A 17,667-nucleotide genomic window follows, 5' to 3' on the forward strand; every position below is an offset into this window, starting at 1 on the left:
ACAAAATGAGAGTAATGAATTTTAGCGCAGGTCCTTCAAACCTGCCTGATGAGGTTTTAAAAGAAGCACAGGAGCATTTGTTTGATTATCATGGTAAAGGCTTTTCTATTATGGAAGTTTCTCATCGTGGAAAGGTTTTTGAAGAAGTGCATTTTGAAGCTATTAAAATGGCAAAAGAACTTTATGGTGTAAATGATGATTATGAAGTGCTCTTAATGCAAGGTGGGGCTAGTTTGCAATTTGCTATGATACCTATGAATTTATATATGGGTGGCGTTTGTGAATTTGCTAATACGGGAGTTTGGACTAAAAAAGCTATTAAAGAGGCTGAAATTTTAGGAGTAAATACAAAAATAGTAGCAAGTAGCCAAGAAAGTGAGTTTGATCATATCCCACAATTTGAATTTAGTGATAATGCAGATTATGCTTATATATGCTCTAACAACACCATTTATGGAACTCAGTATAAAAGCTATCCAAAGACTAAAAGTCCTTTGATAATTGATGCTTCTAGTGATTTTTTCTCCAAAAAGATAGATTTTTCTAATATTGCTATGCTTTTTGGTGGAGTGCAAAAAAATGCAGGAATTTCAGGACTTGCTTGTGCATTTGTGCGTAAAGATATGATAGAGCGTAGTAAAAACAAAAATATACCTAGTATGTTAAAATACAGTGTTTATGCTGAAAATAATTCTTTATTTAATACACCTGCAACCTTTGCTATATATATGTTTAATCTTGAAATGAAATGGCTTTTAAATCAAGGTGGCTTAGATAAAATCAATGAGCAAAACATACAAAAGGCTAAAATTTTATACGATGTGATTGATGAGAGTAATGGTTTTTATAAAGGTCATGCTAAAAAAGAGGATAGATCGCTAATGAATGTTAGTTTTAACATAGCTCATGATAAAAACTTAGAGCCAGTTTTTGTAAAAGAAGCTGAAGAAAATGGTATGATAGGTCTTAAAGGGCATAAAATTTTAGGCGGAATTCGTGCTAGTATTTATAATTCTATCAGTATTGAAAAGGTTCAAAAGTTAAGTGAATTTATGAAAGATTTTGCTAAAAAACATGTTTGATTAGATAAAAAGAGGATTTTTATGAATAATGACAAAATAAGTATCATTGGTGCTAAAGAGAATAACCTTAAAAATATCAACCTAGAAATTCCTAAAAATAAACTCATAGTTTTTACAGGACTTAGTGGAAGTGGTAAATCCACTTTAGCTTTTGGCACGCTTTATGCAGAAGGACAACGTCGTTATATTGAAAGTTTAAGTGCTTATGCAAGGCAGTTTTTAGATAAAGTAGGCAAGCCAAATGTTGATAAAATAGAAGGTTTAACTCCTGCTATTGCTATTGATCAAAAAACAACTTCTAAAAATCCTCGATCAACCGTTGGAACTATTACTGAAATTTATGATTATCTAAGACTTTTATATGCAAGGATTGGCTCACAACATTGTCATCAATGTGGCCAAAAAATCTCATCTATGAGTGCAGCAGATATCGTAGGTGAAATTTTAAAGCTTCCAAAAGGGGCAAAAATCATCATTTATGCTCCTTTAATCAAAGAAAAAAAAGGAACTTTTGCAGATCTTTTGGAAAATTTAGTCGCAAAAGGTTATGTTAGAGCACAAATTGATGGGGTTTTAACGCGTCTTGATGAGGATATTGAGCTTGCTAAAACCAAAAAACATACAATAAAACTTGTAATAGATAGGCTTGAAGTGCAAGATGATATGCTAGCAAGACTTGCAAGCGATATAGAAAAAGGTCTTAGTGAGAGCTTTGGTGAAGTGGAAATTGAAGTTTTGAATAATGAAGAATTAAACATAGCAAAACATTTTCATTATAGTGAGCATAATGCTTGTTTTGATTGTAAAATTTCTTTTCCTTTGCTTGAGCCTTTGAGTTTTTCTTTTAATTCTCCAAAAGGCGCTTGTCCAAGTTGTGATGGTCTTGGTATAAGATATACGCTAGATATGAAAAAGCTTATCAATGAAGAATTAAGCTTAGAAGCAGGAGCTATAAAGCTTTTATATGGGTTTAATAAAAGTTATTATTATAAGTTTTTAATGGCCTTTTGCGAGCAAAATGATATCAGGGTAAAAATTCCATATAATGAGTTAAGTGAAGAAGAAAAGCGTCTAGTGCTTTATGGTAATGCCAAAGAAATTAACTTTTTATGGAAAAGACATCGTTTAAATCGCAAATTTGAAGGTGCGGTTAAATATGCCTATGAAATGCTAAAAGATGAAAAAGATTTAAGCGAGTATATGAGCGAAAAAACTTGTAAAGATTGCAATGGTCATCGTTTAAGAGCTGAAAGTTTAGCTGTAAAAGTAGCTGAAAAAAATTTGGGTGAAATTTTAGATATGAGCATAGAAAATACCACTGCATTTTTTTCAAAAGAAGCTAATTTTGCGTATTTGAGTGAGCAAGAAAGATTGATAGCTAAACCTATTTTTAAAGAAATTAATGAAAGATTGTTTTTTCTTTATGATGTAGGACTTGGGTATTTATCTTTAGGGCGTGATGCAAGAACCATTAGCGGGGGTGAGGCTCAAAGAATTCGTATAGCATCTCAAATTGGTAGCGGTTTAAGTGGAGTGATGTATGTTTTAGACGAGCCTAGTATTGGTTTGCATGAGCGAGATACGGCAAAACTCATTAAAACTTTAAGAAATCTTCAGCAAAAGGGTAATACTTTAATTGTAGTTGAGCATGATAAAATGACTATAGAAGAGGCAGATTTTATCGTAGATATTGGTCCGAATGCTGGTAAATTTGGCGGTGAGGTTGTATTTAGTGGAACTTATAAAGAATTGTTAAAAAGCAAAAGCCAAACCGCCCTTTATATGAGTGGCAAAAAGCAAATTGCTCATCAAAAAAATAGAGAACAAAAAGATTTTATTAGTTTAAAAGATGTGAGTATTAATAATATTCAAAATTTAAGTGTAGATTTTCCATTACGTAACCTTGTGGCAATTACAGGTGTTTCAGGAAGTGGTAAAAGCTCATTAATTTTACAAACTTTGCTTCCATTTGCAAAAGAAGAGCTTAACCGTGCTAAAAAAGTTAAAAAACTAAGCGGGGCTAAAATAGAAGGTTTAGAAAAACTTGATAAGGTGATTTATCTTGATCAAAGTCCTATAGGTCGTACCCCGCGTTCAAATCCTGCTACTTATACAGGTGCTATGGATGAAATTCGTAATCTTTTTGCAGCTACTAAAGAAGCTAAAATGCGAGGTTATAAAGCAGGACGTTTTTCTTTTAATGTTAAAGGTGGAAGATGTGAAAAGTGCAGTGGAGATGGTGAAATTAAAATCGAAATGCACTTTTTGCCTGATGTGATGGTAACTTGTGATGTTTGTAATGGTAAAAGATATAATGATGCAACTTTAGAGATTAAATATAAAGGTAAAAGCATAGCTGATGTTTTAAATATGAGTATTATTGAAGCAAGTGAATTTTTTACTTCTGTGCCAAAGATAAAGCAAAAACTTGATACTTTGGTAAAAGTTGGGCTTGATTATCTTACTTTAGGACAAAATGCAACTACTTTAAGTGGCGGGGAGGCTCAGCGTATCAAACTAGCTAAAGAATTAAGCAGAAGTGATACAGGAAAAACTCTTTATATTTTAGATGAGCCTACAACAGGACTTCATTTTGAAGATGTTAATAAGCTTATTTTAGTTTTGCAACATTTAGTTGATCTTGGAAATAGCGTGTTTGTGATAGAGCATAATTTAGATGTGATTAAAAATGCTGATTATATCATCGACATGGGACCTGAAGGTGGAGTTAAAGGTGGTAAGATTATAGCTAAAGGTAGTGTTGAAGAGCTTGCTAAAAATCATGAAAAAAGTGGTTCTTATACAGGGTATTATCTAGATTTAGAGCTAAAAAACACAAAAAAATAAATCGGTTGAAGTTATCCTTCAACCATAAATTTCACCTTTTTTATACTCATAAATACTTTGCATATCTTTATCGCCTCTTCCTGAAAGATTTACAACTATCACACTTTTTTTCTTTAAAGTTGGACAAAGTTTTTCTAGATAAGCTAATGCATGTGAGCTTTCAATAGCGGGTATAATACCTTCTTCTTTGCATAATAATTTTAAAGCATTAATACACTCATCATCGCTAATAGCATGATAACTTGCTCTTTTACTTTCTTGCAAATATGCGTGCAAAGGACCTATGCCAGGGTAATCAAGCCCAGCAGAGATGCTAAAAGTATGAGCAATGTTTCCTTTATCATCTTGTAAAACCTTAGTTTTCATACCATGGATAATACCTTCTTTGCCTTTAGTAAGTGTGGCTGCATGATAAGGTGTATCTTTTCCTAAACCTGCTGCTTCAACGCCTATGAGCTTAACTTTTTCATCTTTTAAAAATGCATGAAAAATTCCAGCAGCATTGCTACCACCTCCAGCTGCTGCTATGATGTAATCTACTTTTTTATTTAATTTTCTAAGTTGTATTTTGCATTCTTTACCTATAATGCTTTGAAAATGCGTAACAATTTGTGGATAAGGATAAGGCCCTACCGCACTTCCTACTACATAAAATACTTCTTTGGTGTTTTTAACCCAAAAATTTAAAGCCTCATCTACCGCATCACTTAAAGTTTTACTTCCACTTTCTACTGCATGAACTTTTGCTCCTAAAAGTTCCATTTTATAGACATTTAAGGCTTGTCTTTTTACATCAATAGCCCCCATAAATATCTCACATTCAAGTCCCAAAAGAGCTGCTGCAGTAGCGGTTGCAAGTCCGTGTTGTCCTGCTCCAGTTTCAGCAATAATTTTTTTCTTATTCATTTTCTTTGCCATTAAGGCTTGAGCTATGGCATTGTTGATCTTATGAGCTCCTGTGTGAGTTAAGTCTTCTCTTTTTAAATAAATTTCATGATTATAAAGCTTGCTTAAATTTTTAGCATAGTATAAAGGCGTAGGTCTTCCTACATAATTAGCTAAGAGTTCTTTTAGTTCTGTGTTAAAATCTTTATCTTTTTTGAGTTTTAAAAAAGCTTTTTCTACTTCATCTAATGCTATTTTTACTTCATTTGGCACAAATTGCCCACCAAATTTTCCATAATATTTTTTCATAGTATTTCCTTAAAATGATTAATAATATAAAATCAAAAATGATCAACTAAAAATAAAAATGATTGAAAATGTAGTAGCAGGCTTAACGCCAAGAAAAAGAAGCTTTGTTAAATGAGTATTCTAAATTTAGTTTAGAAAATTTTTTCCTTTCCATAGTTTTTCCTTTTAAAAAATTGCCAAATGACTTTACATTCTAAGATAATTATTATTAAAAATTCTTTAAAATGATAGTTTATAAAATAAATACTAAGAAAATTTATAATGTTTGATTTTTTATATAATGATATAAGCTATATAGGACTTTTTATAGTATGTTTTCTCTCTAGCACGCTTTTACCTATGGCTAGCGAAGCTTTTGTACTTGCTTTTGTGAAATTAGATTTTAATGCTTATATGGTTTTATTTATAGCAAGCTTGGGGAATACTTTGGGTAGTTTAAGTACCTATGTGTTAGCTTATTTTGGAGAGAGTCAAATTTTGGAAAAATATTTTAAAGGCTCTTTGTGTAAATTAGAAAAAATCAATGCAAACTTTAAAAAATTTGGCTCTTTATATGCTTTTTTTACTTTTTTGCCCATAGTGGGAGATCTTTTTGCACTAGGGCTTGGATTTGCTAAGTATTCTTTTTTAAAAGCAAGTATTTTTATAGCCTTGGGTAAATTAAGTCGTTATGCTTTTGTAATTTTCATAGCAAATTCCATTTAAAAGTCTTGATTTTAAAAGTTTTAAAAGTCTAGCATTATCAATATCTTTTAAAACTTTTATAGTGTTTTTTAGTTCATGATTTTTCATAGGCATTTTAGCATCTTTAAAACACCTTATTGTGCTTCCTCTAGAAAAAGTACTATCACAAATGACATCTACTAAATACTCATCAAAATTTGCTAAATTTGGATTAAGCATATAAGCAATAGTTAATGCATCATGTATCCATGTGCCATTTGTGCCTCTTGTTTTGCTTGCAAAATCAATCCAAACTCTTAAAGTCTGTACTAAAAAATCACAAAGTGGATTTTGATTTTCTAAAGCATTTAAATCTTCATGAGTGAGCATAGTTTGCATTGTTGCATTATAAGGAACAAGTGTGATTTTGGCTCTTGAGTTTAAAACTATGCTAGCAGCTTCAGGATCAAAGCCAAAATTTGTATCTTTGATATGATAAGGCATATCAAAACTTCCACCCATGATAAAAATTTCTTTTACATTTTTATCAAAATCTTTAAAAAGTTTCATCGCTATGGCTATATTTGTTAAAGGTCCTATAGCGCAAATTGAAATTTCACCTGGATTTTGCATAATAAGCTCACCCATTTTCATACAAGCATTTGGACTTATGTTTTCTAAGATTTTTATAGGTTTTATATGATCCCAAAGATGAGTAAGCTTAAACTCTTCTACGCCTTTATCTAGTCTTTGTCTCCAAAAATGACTATCTTCACATAAAGCTTCATGAGCACCTAAATACAAAGGTATGTCTAGATTAAGCTTATTTAATAAATCTTTAGCAACACTATAAGCGGTTAAAGCTTGTACATTGCCACTTAAGGTGCTAATCATTTCAAGTTTGATTTCTTTGGAGGCTAAAATAAGTCCAAGGGCTAAACCATCATCGGTATTAGCCCCTGCTATACCATTGCCTATATCAGTATCTAAAATAAGGCGTATCATATCGCATCTTCTATTAAATTTAAATCCCTGCCTCTAGTTTCTGGTGCAAAGAAGGTTGTGATAAAACCAATTCCTGCGGTGATAACAAAATATAAAGCTATTGGCCACCAAGCACCATAATAAGCAAGCAAAGCTGAAGCTATCATAGGAGCGGTTCCTCCTGAAAGTATAGAGCCAAATTCTTTTGCTAGTGCCATTTTGGTATAGCGATTTTTTGCTCCAAAAAGCTCCACACCCCACGCAGCTTGTACGCCAAAAATTCCTAAAGATGCCAAAGACATACCTACGATGATAGTTAAAATTACAATAATTTCATTTTTACTATCAAGTAGCATAAAAGCGGGAAAAGCATAAAGCATTAAAAGCAAGCAAAAGGTTCTATAAGTAATACGCCTTCCAAATTTATCACTTAAATATCCTGCTAAAGGTATAACCAAAAATCCCACCAAAGAAGCGATAACAACAGCAGTTGTGGCTACTGATTTATCAAGAAGTAAAATTTTAGTTACATAACCTACTATAAAGCCTTGTGCGAGATAAGATGGCCCATTTTCTCCTATTCTTATACCCACCATAGTCCAAAATGCACGACTTTTCTGCCAAAAAGTTCTTTCATCTTTTTTCATATGTGCTTCATTTTCATGACGAATTTTTAGCATTAATTCTTTTTGTTTTTCAAAAACAGGAGTTTCTTTTACATTTAAACGCATATAAACAGCAAAAAGTGCTATAAAAATACTTCCTATAAAAGGAATTCTCCATCCCCATTCTTTAAAACTAGCATCATCCATACTTGTAACTAAAAGCCATACAAAAGCTGCAAGTAAGGTTCCACTATTTGATCCAAGAGCGATGATAGAAGAGATTAAACCTCTATGCTTACTAGGAGCGTATTCTCCAAGCATGACAGTTCCACCTGAAAGCTCAGCACCTGCACCAAAGCCTTGCATAAAGCGCAAAATAACCAAACATATAGGAGCCCAAATTCCAATTATTGCATAACTTGGTATAAAGCCAATTAAAGTAGTTGAAATACCCATTAATGCAATAGTACTCATTAATACATTTTTTCTTCCGTATTTATCTCCTAAATATCCAAAAAACAAAGCTCCAATAGGTCTAGCGATAAAACCTATGCCATAAGTAACAAAACTAAGCAATAATGCTATAATAGGAGTTTGCTCAGGAAAGAAAACTTCTGAAAAAACAGTAGCTGCAGCTAAGCCATAAAGTGCAAAATCTGCATATTCCATAGCAGTTCCTAGCCAACATGAAAACACAGCTTTTTTAAAAGCTTTTTTTCCTTGTGGAGTTTGAAAATTTTCATCCGCGATTGATTTTGTTTGCAAGATTAAACCTTTATTTGAAATTTCAAAATGATAATTTTATCTAAAATGCTTAAAATGGAAATTTAATGCTTTTTACCGACTTTTAAATAATTTTGGGCGATAATTATTATTATTTTTTAAATATAGGAAAAAAATGAAAACTTTAACCATAATTGATACTTTTGGCTTTTTCTTTAGACTTTTTTATGCTTTAAAGGGTTTGAAAAATTCAAAAGGCGAACCTAGTAATATGATTAGCGGTTTTGCTAATTTTATTTATAGTTTGAAAAATGAACATCCTAGTGATATGATTATTTTTGCTCTTGATAGCAAAGGAAAAACTTTTAGAAGTGAAATTGATCCAAATTATAAAATCAACCGCACTCCACCTCCACCTGATTTATTAGCTCAAATTCCAATTTGCATTCAAATGATAGAAAAAATGGGTTTTTCAAGCTTTTCTTGTGAAGGGTATGAGGCTGATGATATCATCGCATCCTTAGTTAAAGAGTGCGAAAATAAGGATATTTTTATAAGAATTATCACTCAAGATAAAGATTTATATCAACTTATAAAAGATAATAAAGTTAGTATTTATAGTCCTATTTCAAAAAATGATTATAATGAAGCAGGATGTTTGGAAAAATATGGGGTAAAACCTAGTCAAATAAGAGATTTTTTAGCTCTATGTGGAGATAGCTCAGATAATATCCCAGGGGTAAAAGGAATTGGTGCTAAGGGTGCTAAGAATTTACTTGATGAGTTTGAAAGTATTGAGGGAATTTATGAAAACTTAACACTAGTGCGTAATGAAAGAAGCCGTAATTTATTGCTTGAAGGCAAAGAAAATGCTTTTTTGAGTAAAAAACTTGCTTCTTTGTACGAAGATTTAGATGTGAAAAATATGCTTTTAAATTGTGAGTATCCAAAAGATGAACCTTTGCTTAAGATTATGGATATTTTGGAGCATTATGAATTAAATGCTTTGTTAAAAAAACTACGCACTAATCCTACTAATAAAGATAAAAATTTAGGATTTAATGCAAGATTAATTTTAGATGAGAAAGAATTATTTGAAATTTTAGAAAAAATTGATGATCAAAGTATTGTTGCTTTTGACACTGAAACTACGGGCTTAGATACTAAAGAAGCAAAGATAGTAGGGTTTAGCTTTTGTTTTCATGAAAGTGAAGCCTTTTATGTGCCACTTGCGCATGATTATTTGGGAGTTTGTAAGCAAATTTCTATGCAAGTAGCTAAAAAGGGCATAGAAAAAATCTATCAAAGCACGGTTATAGGACATAATCTTAAATATGATTTTGAAATCATAAAAAATAATTTTAATTTACTTCCTCCAAAAAATTATGCTGATACTATGATACTTGCATGGCTTAAAGAACCAAGTTTGCGTGTAAATATGGATGATTTAGCAAAAAGATTGTTTGATTATGAGACTTTACATTTTGAAGATTTGGTAAAAAAAGGAGAAAGCTTTGCAGGAGTGGATGTAGAAAAAGCTTGTAAATATGCAGCTGAGGATGCTTATGTTACTTTAAGATTTTATCTGTATTTTTTAAAAAAATTAGAAAAGCCTTTGCTTGAACTTGCACAAAAAAATGAGTTTGAATTTATCAAAGTGCTAATTATGATGGAAAATAATGGCATTAAACTTGATACTCAAAAACTTGAAAGCCTAATGCAAAGTTTTAATCAAGATATTAAAATATTAAGTGAAAAAATATATGATTTAGCGGGTGAAAAATTTAATATTAACTCTCCAAAACAAGTAGGGGATATTTTATTTGAAAAACTAAAACTACCAAGTGGTAAAAAAAGTAAAACAGGTTATTCTACTGATGAAAAGGTTTTAAATACTATTTTAGATAACCATCTGATTGTGAAAGAAATTTTAGCTTATAGAGAACTTGCAAAATTAGTTTCTACTTATTGCGAGCCTTTGTTAAAATTAGCTAAAAAAGATGAAAACTCAAGAATTTATTCAAGCTTTTTGCAAACTGGTACTGCAACTGGACGCCTTTCATCAAAAGACCCAAATTTGCAAAATATCCCTGCGCATGGTCAATATGCTAAAGATTATAAATCTTGTTTTGTAACAAAAGAAGGATTTAGCTTTATCTCGCTTGATTATTCACAAATTGAGCTTAGAATGCTAGCGCATTTTAGTGAAGATGAGAAATTGCTAGAAGCGTTTTCAAACGATGAGGATATTCATGCAAAAACTGCTATTATGATTTTTGGCTATAGTGATTATGAGACAAGAAGTATTGCTAAAAGTATAAATTTTGGTCTTATTTATGGCATGGGTTATAAGACTTTGAGTCAAAATTTAAAAATAGAAGCAAAGTTAGCTAAAGAATATATTGAAAAATATTTTGAGAATTTTACTAGCATTAAAACTTATTTTGAAAAGGTAAAAAATGAAGCTAAGCAAAATGGTTTTATAAAGACTTTGCTAGGTCGTAAGCGTTATTTTGATTTTGAAAATGCAAAGCCTATGCATGTGGCAATGTATGAAAGAGAGAGTATTAACTCTACACTTCAAGGCTCTGCTGCCGATATAATAAAACTTGCAATGATAGAAATTGCAAAAGATTTAGATGAAAATAAACGCTTGATTTTACAAATTCATGATGAGCTTATTTTTGAAGTAAAAGATGAACTTTGTGAGGAATTTGCAAAAAATGCTAGTGATATTATGGAAAATATTGTAAAATTAAAAGTTAAATTAAAAACTTCATCAAGTATTGCCAAAAATTGGGGCGCATTAAAATAAGGAGAATAACTAATGGATCTTTCAACCATACTTGGGATGGTATTAGCTGTTGTTAGTATTTCTGTAGGGGATATTTTAGAGGGTGGTAACCCTTTACATGTTTTGCACTTAAGTTCGTTTTTGATCGTGGTTCCAACTGCAGCATTTTGTGCGATGACAGCAACGCATAAAAAATTTGTTAAAGCAGCTTATAAAGAATTAAAACTTGCCTTTAAAGGTGCAGGGGTAAATTTAAGTCAGAGAATAGCTGAACTTGTAGAATACTCTATCATAGCAAGAAGAGATGGACTTTTGGCTTTAGAATCAAAAACTAATGAAATAGATAATGAGTTTTTAAAAGAAACCATGATGATGATGGTTGATGGCAAGAGTGTAGAAGAAATTAAAGAAAGCATGGAAATCCAAATAGAAGAAATGGAAGAATACTATAAAGAAACGGCAGAATACTGGATCCGTTTTGGCGAGACTTGTCCTACTATGGGACTTGTTGGTGCGGTTATGGGGCTTATGCTTGCGTTACAACTTTTAGATGATCCTCAAGCTATGGCAGCAGGTATTGCAGGGGCATTTACTGCAACAGTAACGGGGATTTTTGGTGCTTATGCTTTATTTGGACCTTGGGGTCATAAAATCAAAGCTAATGCTCATGAGCTCATTAAAGAAAGGATAGTGATCTCGCATGCTATTGTAAGCATTGCAGAAGGAGCTAACCCTAGAGATTTAGAGGCTAAATTGTTTAATTATCTTGGACAAGGTGAGCCTAGAATTTCTCAGTTTGATAAGTAAGAGTTAAAAATGGGAAAAAAACATAAATGTCCAGAGTGTCCAGCTGGTGAGAAATGGGCTGTGCCTTATGCAGACTTTTTAAGTTTGCTTTTGGCACTTTTTATTGCTCTTTGGGCAATTTCTGAAAGTAATCCTGCAAAAACTGAGGCTTTAAAAACTGAATTTGTTAAAATTTTTGAATTTACTGCTTCTAGTCCCTTAGAAAAAGAAAGTGAAGTGCATAATAAATACAGTGCACCATCTAATGCAAATGTTGAAGAACTTGAAAAGCTTAAAAAATTAAGTATCACTCAGCAAGAGAATATAGAAAAACTAAAAGCAGCATTAGATCAAAGAGAAAATAACGTTGTGTTGAATCTACCTGCAAGAGTTGAATTTGCTAGAGGTAGTACTCAAATTGATTCAACTGATGTGCAAGATTTTTTAAAGCGTATTAGTGAAGTATTAAAGAGAATGCCAACTCAAGCTCAAATAGAAATCAGAGGTTATACTGATGCAAGCGATAAGGACCCAAAAAGAAATTTTGATTTAGCTAGTAAAAGAGCTCAAGTGGTGGCTGATTATCTTGTTAGTAGTGGTATAAATTCTTCTCAATTGGTGGTTGTAAGTTACGGAGATAATTATCCATTAACTCAAAATAAAGAAGATGAGATGAACAATAGAGTTGAATTTTATATCCGTGTAGATTCTTCTGATAACACTATAAAACAGTCTGTTTTGGATAGAATTATAGGGGGGGGTTAAATAATAAATGAATTTATTATTCCCCACCAAAATAAAGTAGCGCTGAACCCCAAGTAAATCCACCGCCAAAAGCATCAAGTAGTATTAACGAACCTTGTTTTAAACGACCTTCTTCATATGCATCATTTATAGCCATAGGTATTGAAGCAGCTGATGTATTGCCATATTTTTGTACTGTAACTACACATTGTTCATCTTTGAGATTTAATTTTTCTTGCACAGCTTTAATAATTCTTAAATTAGCTTGATGGGGTATAAAAAGATCAATTTCTTCGCTTTTTATATTGTTTTTTGCAAGAATTTCAATAACATCATTACTTAAGGTATTAACTGCAATTTTAAATACTTCGTTACCTTTCATTTGTAACGAAAGTGGAGTACAAATGTTACTTTGTTGAGATCTTTGAGTCATTAATAAACTTCCAAATTCTCCATCACTTGCAGTATGAGTGTCTATGATTGGAAAGTTGTCATCTAATGATACAACTCCAGCTCCAGCTCCATCACCAAATAAAACACATGTGCTTCTATCAGTATAATCTATAATAGAACTAATTTTTTCAGCTCCTATGATTAATATATTTTTTTTAGCACCACTTTCAACCATAGATTTTGCAAGCTCTAAGAGATAAATAAACCCAGAGCATGCCGCAGAAATATCAAAAGCAGTGACATTTTTTAAACCAAGATTGTGAGCAATTTTACATGCAGTTGATGGCATGGTAAAATAATCAGGACTTAAAGTAGCCACTATAATCGCATCTATATCTTGAGGATTTAAATTAGCTCTTTGTATAGCCTTAATAGCTGCTTTAGTGCCAAGATCACTTGTGTTTTCATCATCATTTGCTATACGTCTTTGCTCTATACCTGTTCTTCTTAATATCCATTCATCGCTAGTTTGAACCATGGTTTCTAGATCATGATTACTAAGTATTTTTTTGGGAATATAAGAAGCTATACTTTTTAAAGAAGCTTTAGTTGATTTCATAATTTGTAAGTTCTTTTTCTATAGTTTGGTTTATATTTGATTGTGTGAAATTTAATGCTTGAAAAATAGCATTTTTGATAGCTTTTGGACCACTTTTACCATGACTTATAATAACACATTCTTTTACGCCTAAAAGCGGGGCTCCGCCATATTCTTCATAGTCAATATGAGTTTTTAATTCATTAAAAGCCGGTTTTGCTAAAAAATAACCAAGTTTTGCTAAAAAAGATTTTTGAATTTCTTGTTTTAAAAGTTTTGTAATAACACTTGCCACACCCTCTCCGGTTTTAAGCAAGATATTTCCATTAAATCCATCACATACTAATACATCTATAGTGCCATTAAAGATATCTCTACCTTCAGCATTTCCTACAAAATTTGGAAGTTGTTTTAAAAGTTGATGAGTTTCTTTAGTAAGCTCATTTCCTTTGCACTCTTCTTCACCATTTGAAAGCAAGGCAACTCTAGGTTTAGCAATTTTTAAAATTTCCTTTGCATAAGCTTCACCCATAATAGCAAATTGAAACAAATGTTCACTTTTGCAATCAACATTTGCTCCAACATCTAATACAAGTGTTCTTGAATGGATATTTGGCATTAAGGTGGCAATTGCAGGTCTAGCAATATTTGCTAATCTTCCAAGCCTTAAAGTAGCTAAACTCATTGTAGCTCCACTATGTCCAGCAGAAACAACAGCTTTTGCTTTTTGATTTTTTACTAAATCTATAGCCTTATAAATAGTACTATCTTTTCTTTTTAGTGCATCTGTGGAATTTTCTTCCATAGCAAATACATCAAAAGCTTCTTCGTATTCTATGTATGGATTTAATTCTTGAGGGATTAGGGTTTTAAGCTTTTGAGGATTCCCTACTAAGATAGCTTTAAATTCACGCTCTTTTAAAGCCTGAATTACGCCTTCTACAATAGGCTTTTCCCCAAAATCACCTCCCATTGCATCAATAGCAATGCTTGTCATCGTTATTAATATTCCTTAGTTACTGGATTTACACGGTGAGGCATTTTATAGCTACCATCTTTGTCTTTTATAGGCATAGGTAGGGTAACTTTATAATGAGTTCTACGTTTTGCTGCACGAGTTTTACTCACTCTTCTCTTAGGTACTGCCATTTTTTACTCCTTTGTTAATTTGAACATTTATTGCAATAAAAATAATCACTTAAGTATGATTGTAATTCACTTGTAGCAAGTTCTATTAAATCAATATGTGAGTCAAAAAACTCCATAGTATCACTTAAAGTATTATCTTCATCTTTAAAAATTCCATCGCTTGCAAAAAGCTCTATATTTTGGTTAATTTCAAGTTCCATTTCATCACCACAACGATCGCAATTTCTATAAGCAAAGCCTTTGAAATTAGCTTTGATTTTAGCTAATTTTGGATTAACTTTTGTTATGGTTCCTTCAAAAACTATATTATCAAGATCTAGTTTAAAAGGATAAGCTATAGAGCTAAGTTTTGCAAAAGCGATTTTCATTATAAAATTTCAGTTTTTGAAAAGAAAAAATCTATTTCAATTTTTGCATTTTCTAAGCTATCACTTCCATGAACCGCATTTGCATCAATACTATCTGCAAAATCTGCTCTAATAGTACCAGGAGCTGCTTCTTTTGGATTTGTAGCACCCATCAATTCTCTGTTTTTTAATACAGCATTTTCGCCTTCTAAAACAGAAACTACAACCGGACCACTGATCATAAATTCAACTAAATCTTTAAAAAAAGGTCTTTCTTTGTGTACAGCATAAAATTCTTGAGCTTCTTTTTCTGAAAGCTGTATTTTTTTTGTTGCTGCTATTCTTAGACCATTACTTTCAAAGCGTGTTAAAATTTGACCAATAACACCTTTTTTTACCGCATCAGGTTTAATAATAGAAAGTGTTTTTTCCAAAATTGTCCCCTTAATTTAAAATAAGTTTTATATTTATAAAAGAGCTAATTATACCAAAAAATGCTTTAAAATTATATAAAATTTAGAGTTTATAGAAGAGTTTGTAAGTAGCTTGAAAACAAGTTACTTACATTGAAAATTTATTATGCAAATACCGGAGTTGAACCATCTCTTAAATCACTTCCGATGTTATCACGGCTTGGTTGACCACTAATTACATCGCTCCATACGATACAGCCATCAGTTGGACATGCACTTGCACATGCTGGCTGATCATTATGTCCTACACATTCAACACATTTATCAGCATAAACATAATATCTATCTTCACCCTCAGGGTTATTTGCATCATCTACGATTGCACTTACTGGGCATTCATCTATACAAGAACCACATGCTATACAAATATCAGTAATTTTAACTGCCATTTTTTACTCCTTAATATTAAATGTTAAATGCAAGATTATCAAAATTGTCTTAATTTTATTCTTAAAATCTTTTAATTTTGATAATAAAATTAATTTACATACAAATTTACACAATTAATAAATTTTTAAATTTACAAATGATATTATTTTGTTACAAATAAAATTTATTAATTAGGAGATAAAATTATGATAGTAACTAAAAAAGCTATTGATTTTACAGCACCTGCTGTATTAGGAAATAATCAAATAGTTGAAGATTTTAATCTTTATAAAAATATAGGACCAAAAGGCGCAGTAGTATTTTTCTATCCAAAAGACTTTACTTTTGTTTGTCCATCTGAAATCATTGCTTTTGATAAAAGATATCAAGATTTTAAAGATAGAGGTATTGAAGTAATCGGCGTATCTTGCGATAATGAATTTTCTCATTTTGCATGGAAAAATATGCCAGTAAATCAAGGTGGTATAGGTCAAGTTAAATTCCCTTTAGTAGCTGATTTAACAAAACAAATTGCTAGAAATTTTGATGTTTTATTTGAAGAAGCAGTTGCTTTAAGAGGTTCTTTCTTGCTTGATGCTGATGGAACAATCCGCCATGCAGTAATTAATGATTTACCACTTGGAAGAAACATTGATGAAATGATTAGAATGGTTGATACTATGTTATTTACTAATGAACATGGTGAAGTTTGCCCAGCTGGTTGGAATAAAGGTGATGAAGGTATGAAGGCTGACCCTAAAGGTGTTGCTGATTATCTAAGCAAAAACGAAGGTAAACTATAACTAAAAGCCTGCTATATGTAGGCTTTATAATCTTTTTTTATTCCTCTATAACTTGTATATTTTAAAAATATTTTTTCTATATTTTTTGTTATTTAAATTACATTTTTTATCAATTTTAAATCAAATAATACAATTTTAATCTTATTTGTCAATACAACATTCAATACAAGGAGTAAAAATGTTTCAAAGTATTACAGGTAGATTAACTTTGGTGATCGCTATTGTGAGTATTATAGTGCTTGCAGTGGTTAATGGTATGAGTTATTACAACTCTAAAGAGGATACTTATACTTATCTTGAAGAGATTCAAAGAAAAACCATGTTAGATACAGCAGAAGTTTTTGCTATATATTCACATACAAAAAGAGATGCAATTGCTATTTTGGCTGAAGAAATTGTAAAGCAAGATTTTTCTGACGATGAAAGCATTTACAATTTTTTAGAAGCTTTTAAGAAAGCGAATAATTTTGATATTATTTATTTTGCTCTAGACGAAACAGGAAAACACTATAAATCTGATCATACCTATTTGGATAAATCTAAAGGATTTGATGTAAAAACTAGAGCATGGTATATTAAAGCTAAAGAAGAAAAGAAATTAATCGTATCAGATCCATATTCTAGTTTTGCTGATGGAAAAATGAAAATTGCATATGCAGTACCTGTATTTAAAAATAAACAGTTTATAGGTGTTGTTGGAGGAGATTATGATTTAGAAAGATTTTCAAAAGATGTACTTTCAGTTGGAAAAAGTTCTCAAGCATATACAGCTATATATGATATCGAGGGAAATGTTTTCTTTCACCCCGAAATTGAGAAAATAGGTAAAAAAGATAAATTCAGTGAAAATATTTCAGCTTATATGAAAACAAATCCTGAATTTTTAAATCCACAAAATGAAAGCGAAATTGCATATATTCCAAATGAAGATGGAAGTATAGAGGCTGTAATGTGTACAAATTCTTTTAATTTGAAATATAAAGTATGTACAGTCACAAAAGAAAGAGTGTACTCAGAAAAAGTAAATAAAGATTTAGTCAAACAAGTTGTTGTAACTTTAATAGCAATAGTTGTGGCTTTGCTATTAATTAAAATAGTTATTAGCAGGTTTTT

Annotated in this window: 17 protein-coding genes; 8 read left to right on the forward strand and 9 right to left on the reverse strand. The window is 31.2% G+C overall.

The window, feature by feature from the left end; genetic code table 11:
• Positions 1–5 precede the first annotated feature (5 nt).
• Together serC and uvrA are read left to right on the forward strand one after the other, a co-directional pair.
• The gene (gene serC / locus CAMP5053_RS00565; RefSeq protein WP_214126491.1) at positions 6–1,082 is read left to right on the forward strand and encodes a phosphoserine transaminase; all 1,077 of its coding nucleotides are present in this window, start codon (positions 6–8) and stop codon (positions 1,080–1,082) included.
• A 21-nt stretch (positions 1,083–1,103) separates the two neighbouring features.
• Positions 1,104–3,929: an excinuclease ABC subunit UvrA gene (gene uvrA, locus CAMP5053_RS00570; RefSeq protein ID WP_337217065.1), complete on the forward strand. Its 2,826-nt coding sequence runs from the start codon at positions 1,104–1,106 to the stop codon at positions 3,927–3,929.
• Positions 3,930–3,947: 18 nt separating this feature from the next.
• Here uvrA and trpB read toward each other — a convergent pair whose 3' ends face one another.
• Entirely contained in the window at positions 3,948–5,123 is a 1,176-nt protein-coding gene (gene trpB / locus CAMP5053_RS00575) for a tryptophan synthase subunit beta (protein WP_214136288.1), read from the reverse strand.
• Between the two features lie 261 nt (positions 5,124–5,384).
• Between trpB and CAMP5053_RS00580 the strand changes: the two genes are divergently transcribed.
• Positions 5,385–5,828 carry a YqaA family protein gene (locus CAMP5053_RS00580; protein WP_087699619.1) on the forward strand — a complete coding sequence of 148 codons (444 nt, stop codon included), beginning with the start codon at positions 5,385–5,387 and terminating at the stop codon, positions 5,826–5,828.
• Here CAMP5053_RS00580 and CAMP5053_RS00585 read toward each other — a convergent pair.
• Positions 5,784–6,788, reverse strand: a complete 1,005-nt coding sequence (locus tag CAMP5053_RS00585) for a nucleoside hydrolase (protein ID WP_337217073.1) — start codon at positions 6,786–6,788, stop codon at positions 5,784–5,786. The genes CAMP5053_RS00580 and CAMP5053_RS00585 overlap by 45 nt on opposite strands.
• Positions 6,788–8,140, reverse strand: coding sequence for an MFS transporter (locus CAMP5053_RS00590; protein ID WP_337217066.1), 1,353 nt, complete (start codon positions 8,138–8,140; stop codon positions 6,788–6,790). The genes CAMP5053_RS00585 and CAMP5053_RS00590 overlap by 1 nt, the downstream gene beginning before the upstream one ends.
• 133 nt (positions 8,141–8,273) lie before the next feature.
• On the opposite strand from CAMP5053_RS00590, the gene polA reads away from it, so the two are divergent.
• From polA to motB, 3 genes are read left to right on the forward strand one after another with little or no spacing between them, the layout of a single operon-like run.
• Complete coding sequence (gene polA / locus CAMP5053_RS00595; RefSeq protein WP_337217067.1) at positions 8,274–10,913, forward strand: DNA polymerase I; 2,640 nt, start codon at positions 8,274–8,276, stop codon at positions 10,911–10,913.
• 12 nt (positions 10,914–10,925) lie between these two features.
• On the forward strand, positions 10,926–11,699 hold the full coding sequence (gene motA, locus CAMP5053_RS00600; RefSeq protein ID WP_039619177.1) for a flagellar motor stator protein MotA: 774 nt from the start codon (positions 10,926–10,928) through the stop codon (positions 11,697–11,699).
• 9 nt (positions 11,700–11,708) lie between these two features.
• Positions 11,709–12,443 carry a flagellar motor protein MotB gene (motB, locus tag CAMP5053_RS00605; RefSeq protein ID WP_261529816.1) on the forward strand — a complete coding sequence of 245 codons (735 nt, stop codon included), beginning with the start codon at positions 11,709–11,711 and terminating at the stop codon, positions 12,441–12,443.
• 16 nt (positions 12,444–12,459) lie between these two features.
• Here motB and CAMP5053_RS00610 read toward each other — a convergent pair whose 3' ends face one another.
• The 6 genes from CAMP5053_RS00610 to CAMP5053_RS00635 all read right to left on the reverse strand — a co-directional run bounded on the left by CAMP5053_RS00610 (position 12,460) and on the right by CAMP5053_RS00635 (position 15,771).
• The gene (locus CAMP5053_RS00610) at positions 12,460–13,434 is read right to left on the reverse strand and encodes a beta-ketoacyl-ACP synthase III (protein WP_087699612.1); all 975 of its coding nucleotides are present in this window, start codon (positions 13,432–13,434) and stop codon (positions 12,460–12,462) included.
• On the reverse strand, positions 13,421–14,410 hold the full coding sequence (gene plsX / locus CAMP5053_RS00615; RefSeq protein ID WP_337217068.1) for a phosphate acyltransferase PlsX: 990 nt from the start codon (positions 14,408–14,410) through the stop codon (positions 13,421–13,423). Before plsX ends, CAMP5053_RS00610 begins: the two co-directional genes overlap by 14 nt.
• Before the next feature lie 5 nt (positions 14,411–14,415).
• A complete protein-coding gene (gene rpmF, locus CAMP5053_RS00620; protein WP_012662034.1) occupies positions 14,416–14,562 on the reverse strand; it encodes a 50S ribosomal protein L32 in 147 nt (48 codons plus the stop codon).
• Positions 14,563–14,576: 14 nt separating this feature from the next.
• Positions 14,577–14,930 carry a hypothetical protein gene (locus tag CAMP5053_RS00625; RefSeq protein ID WP_214126486.1) on the reverse strand — a complete coding sequence of 118 codons (354 nt, stop codon included), beginning with the start codon at positions 14,928–14,930 and terminating at the stop codon, positions 14,577–14,579.
• Positions 14,930–15,343 carry a nucleoside-diphosphate kinase gene (gene ndk / locus CAMP5053_RS00630; protein ID WP_337217069.1) on the reverse strand — a complete coding sequence of 138 codons (414 nt, stop codon included), beginning with the start codon at positions 15,341–15,343 and terminating at the stop codon, positions 14,930–14,932. Before ndk ends, CAMP5053_RS00625 begins: the two co-directional genes overlap by 1 nt.
• Before the next feature lie 143 nt (positions 15,344–15,486).
• Positions 15,487–15,771: a DUF362 domain-containing protein gene (locus CAMP5053_RS00635; RefSeq protein WP_087699606.1), complete on the reverse strand. Its 285-nt coding sequence runs from the start codon at positions 15,769–15,771 to the stop codon at positions 15,487–15,489.
• 186 nt (positions 15,772–15,957) lie between these two features.
• Between CAMP5053_RS00635 and CAMP5053_RS00640 the strand changes: the two genes are divergently transcribed.
• A complete protein-coding gene (locus CAMP5053_RS00640) occupies positions 15,958–16,554 on the forward strand; it encodes a peroxiredoxin (RefSeq protein ID WP_087699604.1) in 597 nt (198 codons plus the stop codon).
• 178 nt (positions 16,555–16,732) lie between these two features.
• A partial coding sequence (locus tag CAMP5053_RS00645) for a cache domain-containing protein (RefSeq protein ID WP_337217070.1) occupies positions 16,733–17,667 on the forward strand: 935 nt, incomplete at its 3' end.

The organism is Campylobacter sp. S4:11, assembly GCF_024723695.1.
GTDB classification, from domain to species: domain Bacteria; phylum Campylobacterota; class Campylobacteria; order Campylobacterales; family Campylobacteraceae; genus Campylobacter_D; species Campylobacter_D jejuni_C.

Coding starts and splice junctions, on each gene's coding strand:
- serC (WP_214126491.1), top strand. CDS start 6: ATGAGAGTAATGAATTTTAGCGCAGGTCCTTCAAACCTGCCTGATGAG.
- uvrA (WP_337217065.1), top strand. CDS start 1,104: ATGAATAATGACAAAATAAGTATCATTGGTGCTAAAGAGAATAACCTT.
- trpB (WP_214136288.1), bottom strand. CDS start 5,123: ATGAAAAAATATTATGGAAAATTTGGTGGGCAATTTGTGCCAAATGAA.
- CAMP5053_RS00580 (WP_087699619.1), top strand. CDS start 5,385: ATGTTTGATTTTTTATATAATGATATAAGCTATATAGGACTTTTTATA.
- polA (WP_337217067.1), top strand. CDS start 8,274: ATGAAAACTTTAACCATAATTGATACTTTTGGCTTTTTCTTTAGACTT.
- motA (WP_039619177.1), top strand. CDS start 10,926: ATGGATCTTTCAACCATACTTGGGATGGTATTAGCTGTTGTTAGTATT.
- motB (WP_261529816.1), top strand. CDS start 11,709: ATGGGAAAAAAACATAAATGTCCAGAGTGTCCAGCTGGTGAGAAATGG.
- CAMP5053_RS00610 (WP_087699612.1), bottom strand. CDS start 13,434: ATGAAATCAACTAAAGCTTCTTTAAAAAGTATAGCTTCTTATATTCCC.
- plsX (WP_337217068.1), bottom strand. CDS start 14,410: ATGACAAGCATTGCTATTGATGCAATGGGAGGTGATTTTGGGGAAAAG.
- rpmF (WP_012662034.1), bottom strand. CDS start 14,562: ATGGCAGTACCTAAGAGAAGAGTGAGTAAAACTCGTGCAGCAAAACGT.
- CAMP5053_RS00625 (WP_214126486.1), bottom strand. CDS start 14,930: ATGAAAATCGCTTTTGCAAAACTTAGCTCTATAGCTTATCCTTTTAAA.
- CAMP5053_RS00635 (WP_087699606.1), bottom strand. CDS start 15,771: ATGGCAGTTAAAATTACTGATATTTGTATAGCATGTGGTTCTTGTATA.
- CAMP5053_RS00640 (WP_087699604.1), top strand. CDS start 15,958: ATGATAGTAACTAAAAAAGCTATTGATTTTACAGCACCTGCTGTATTA.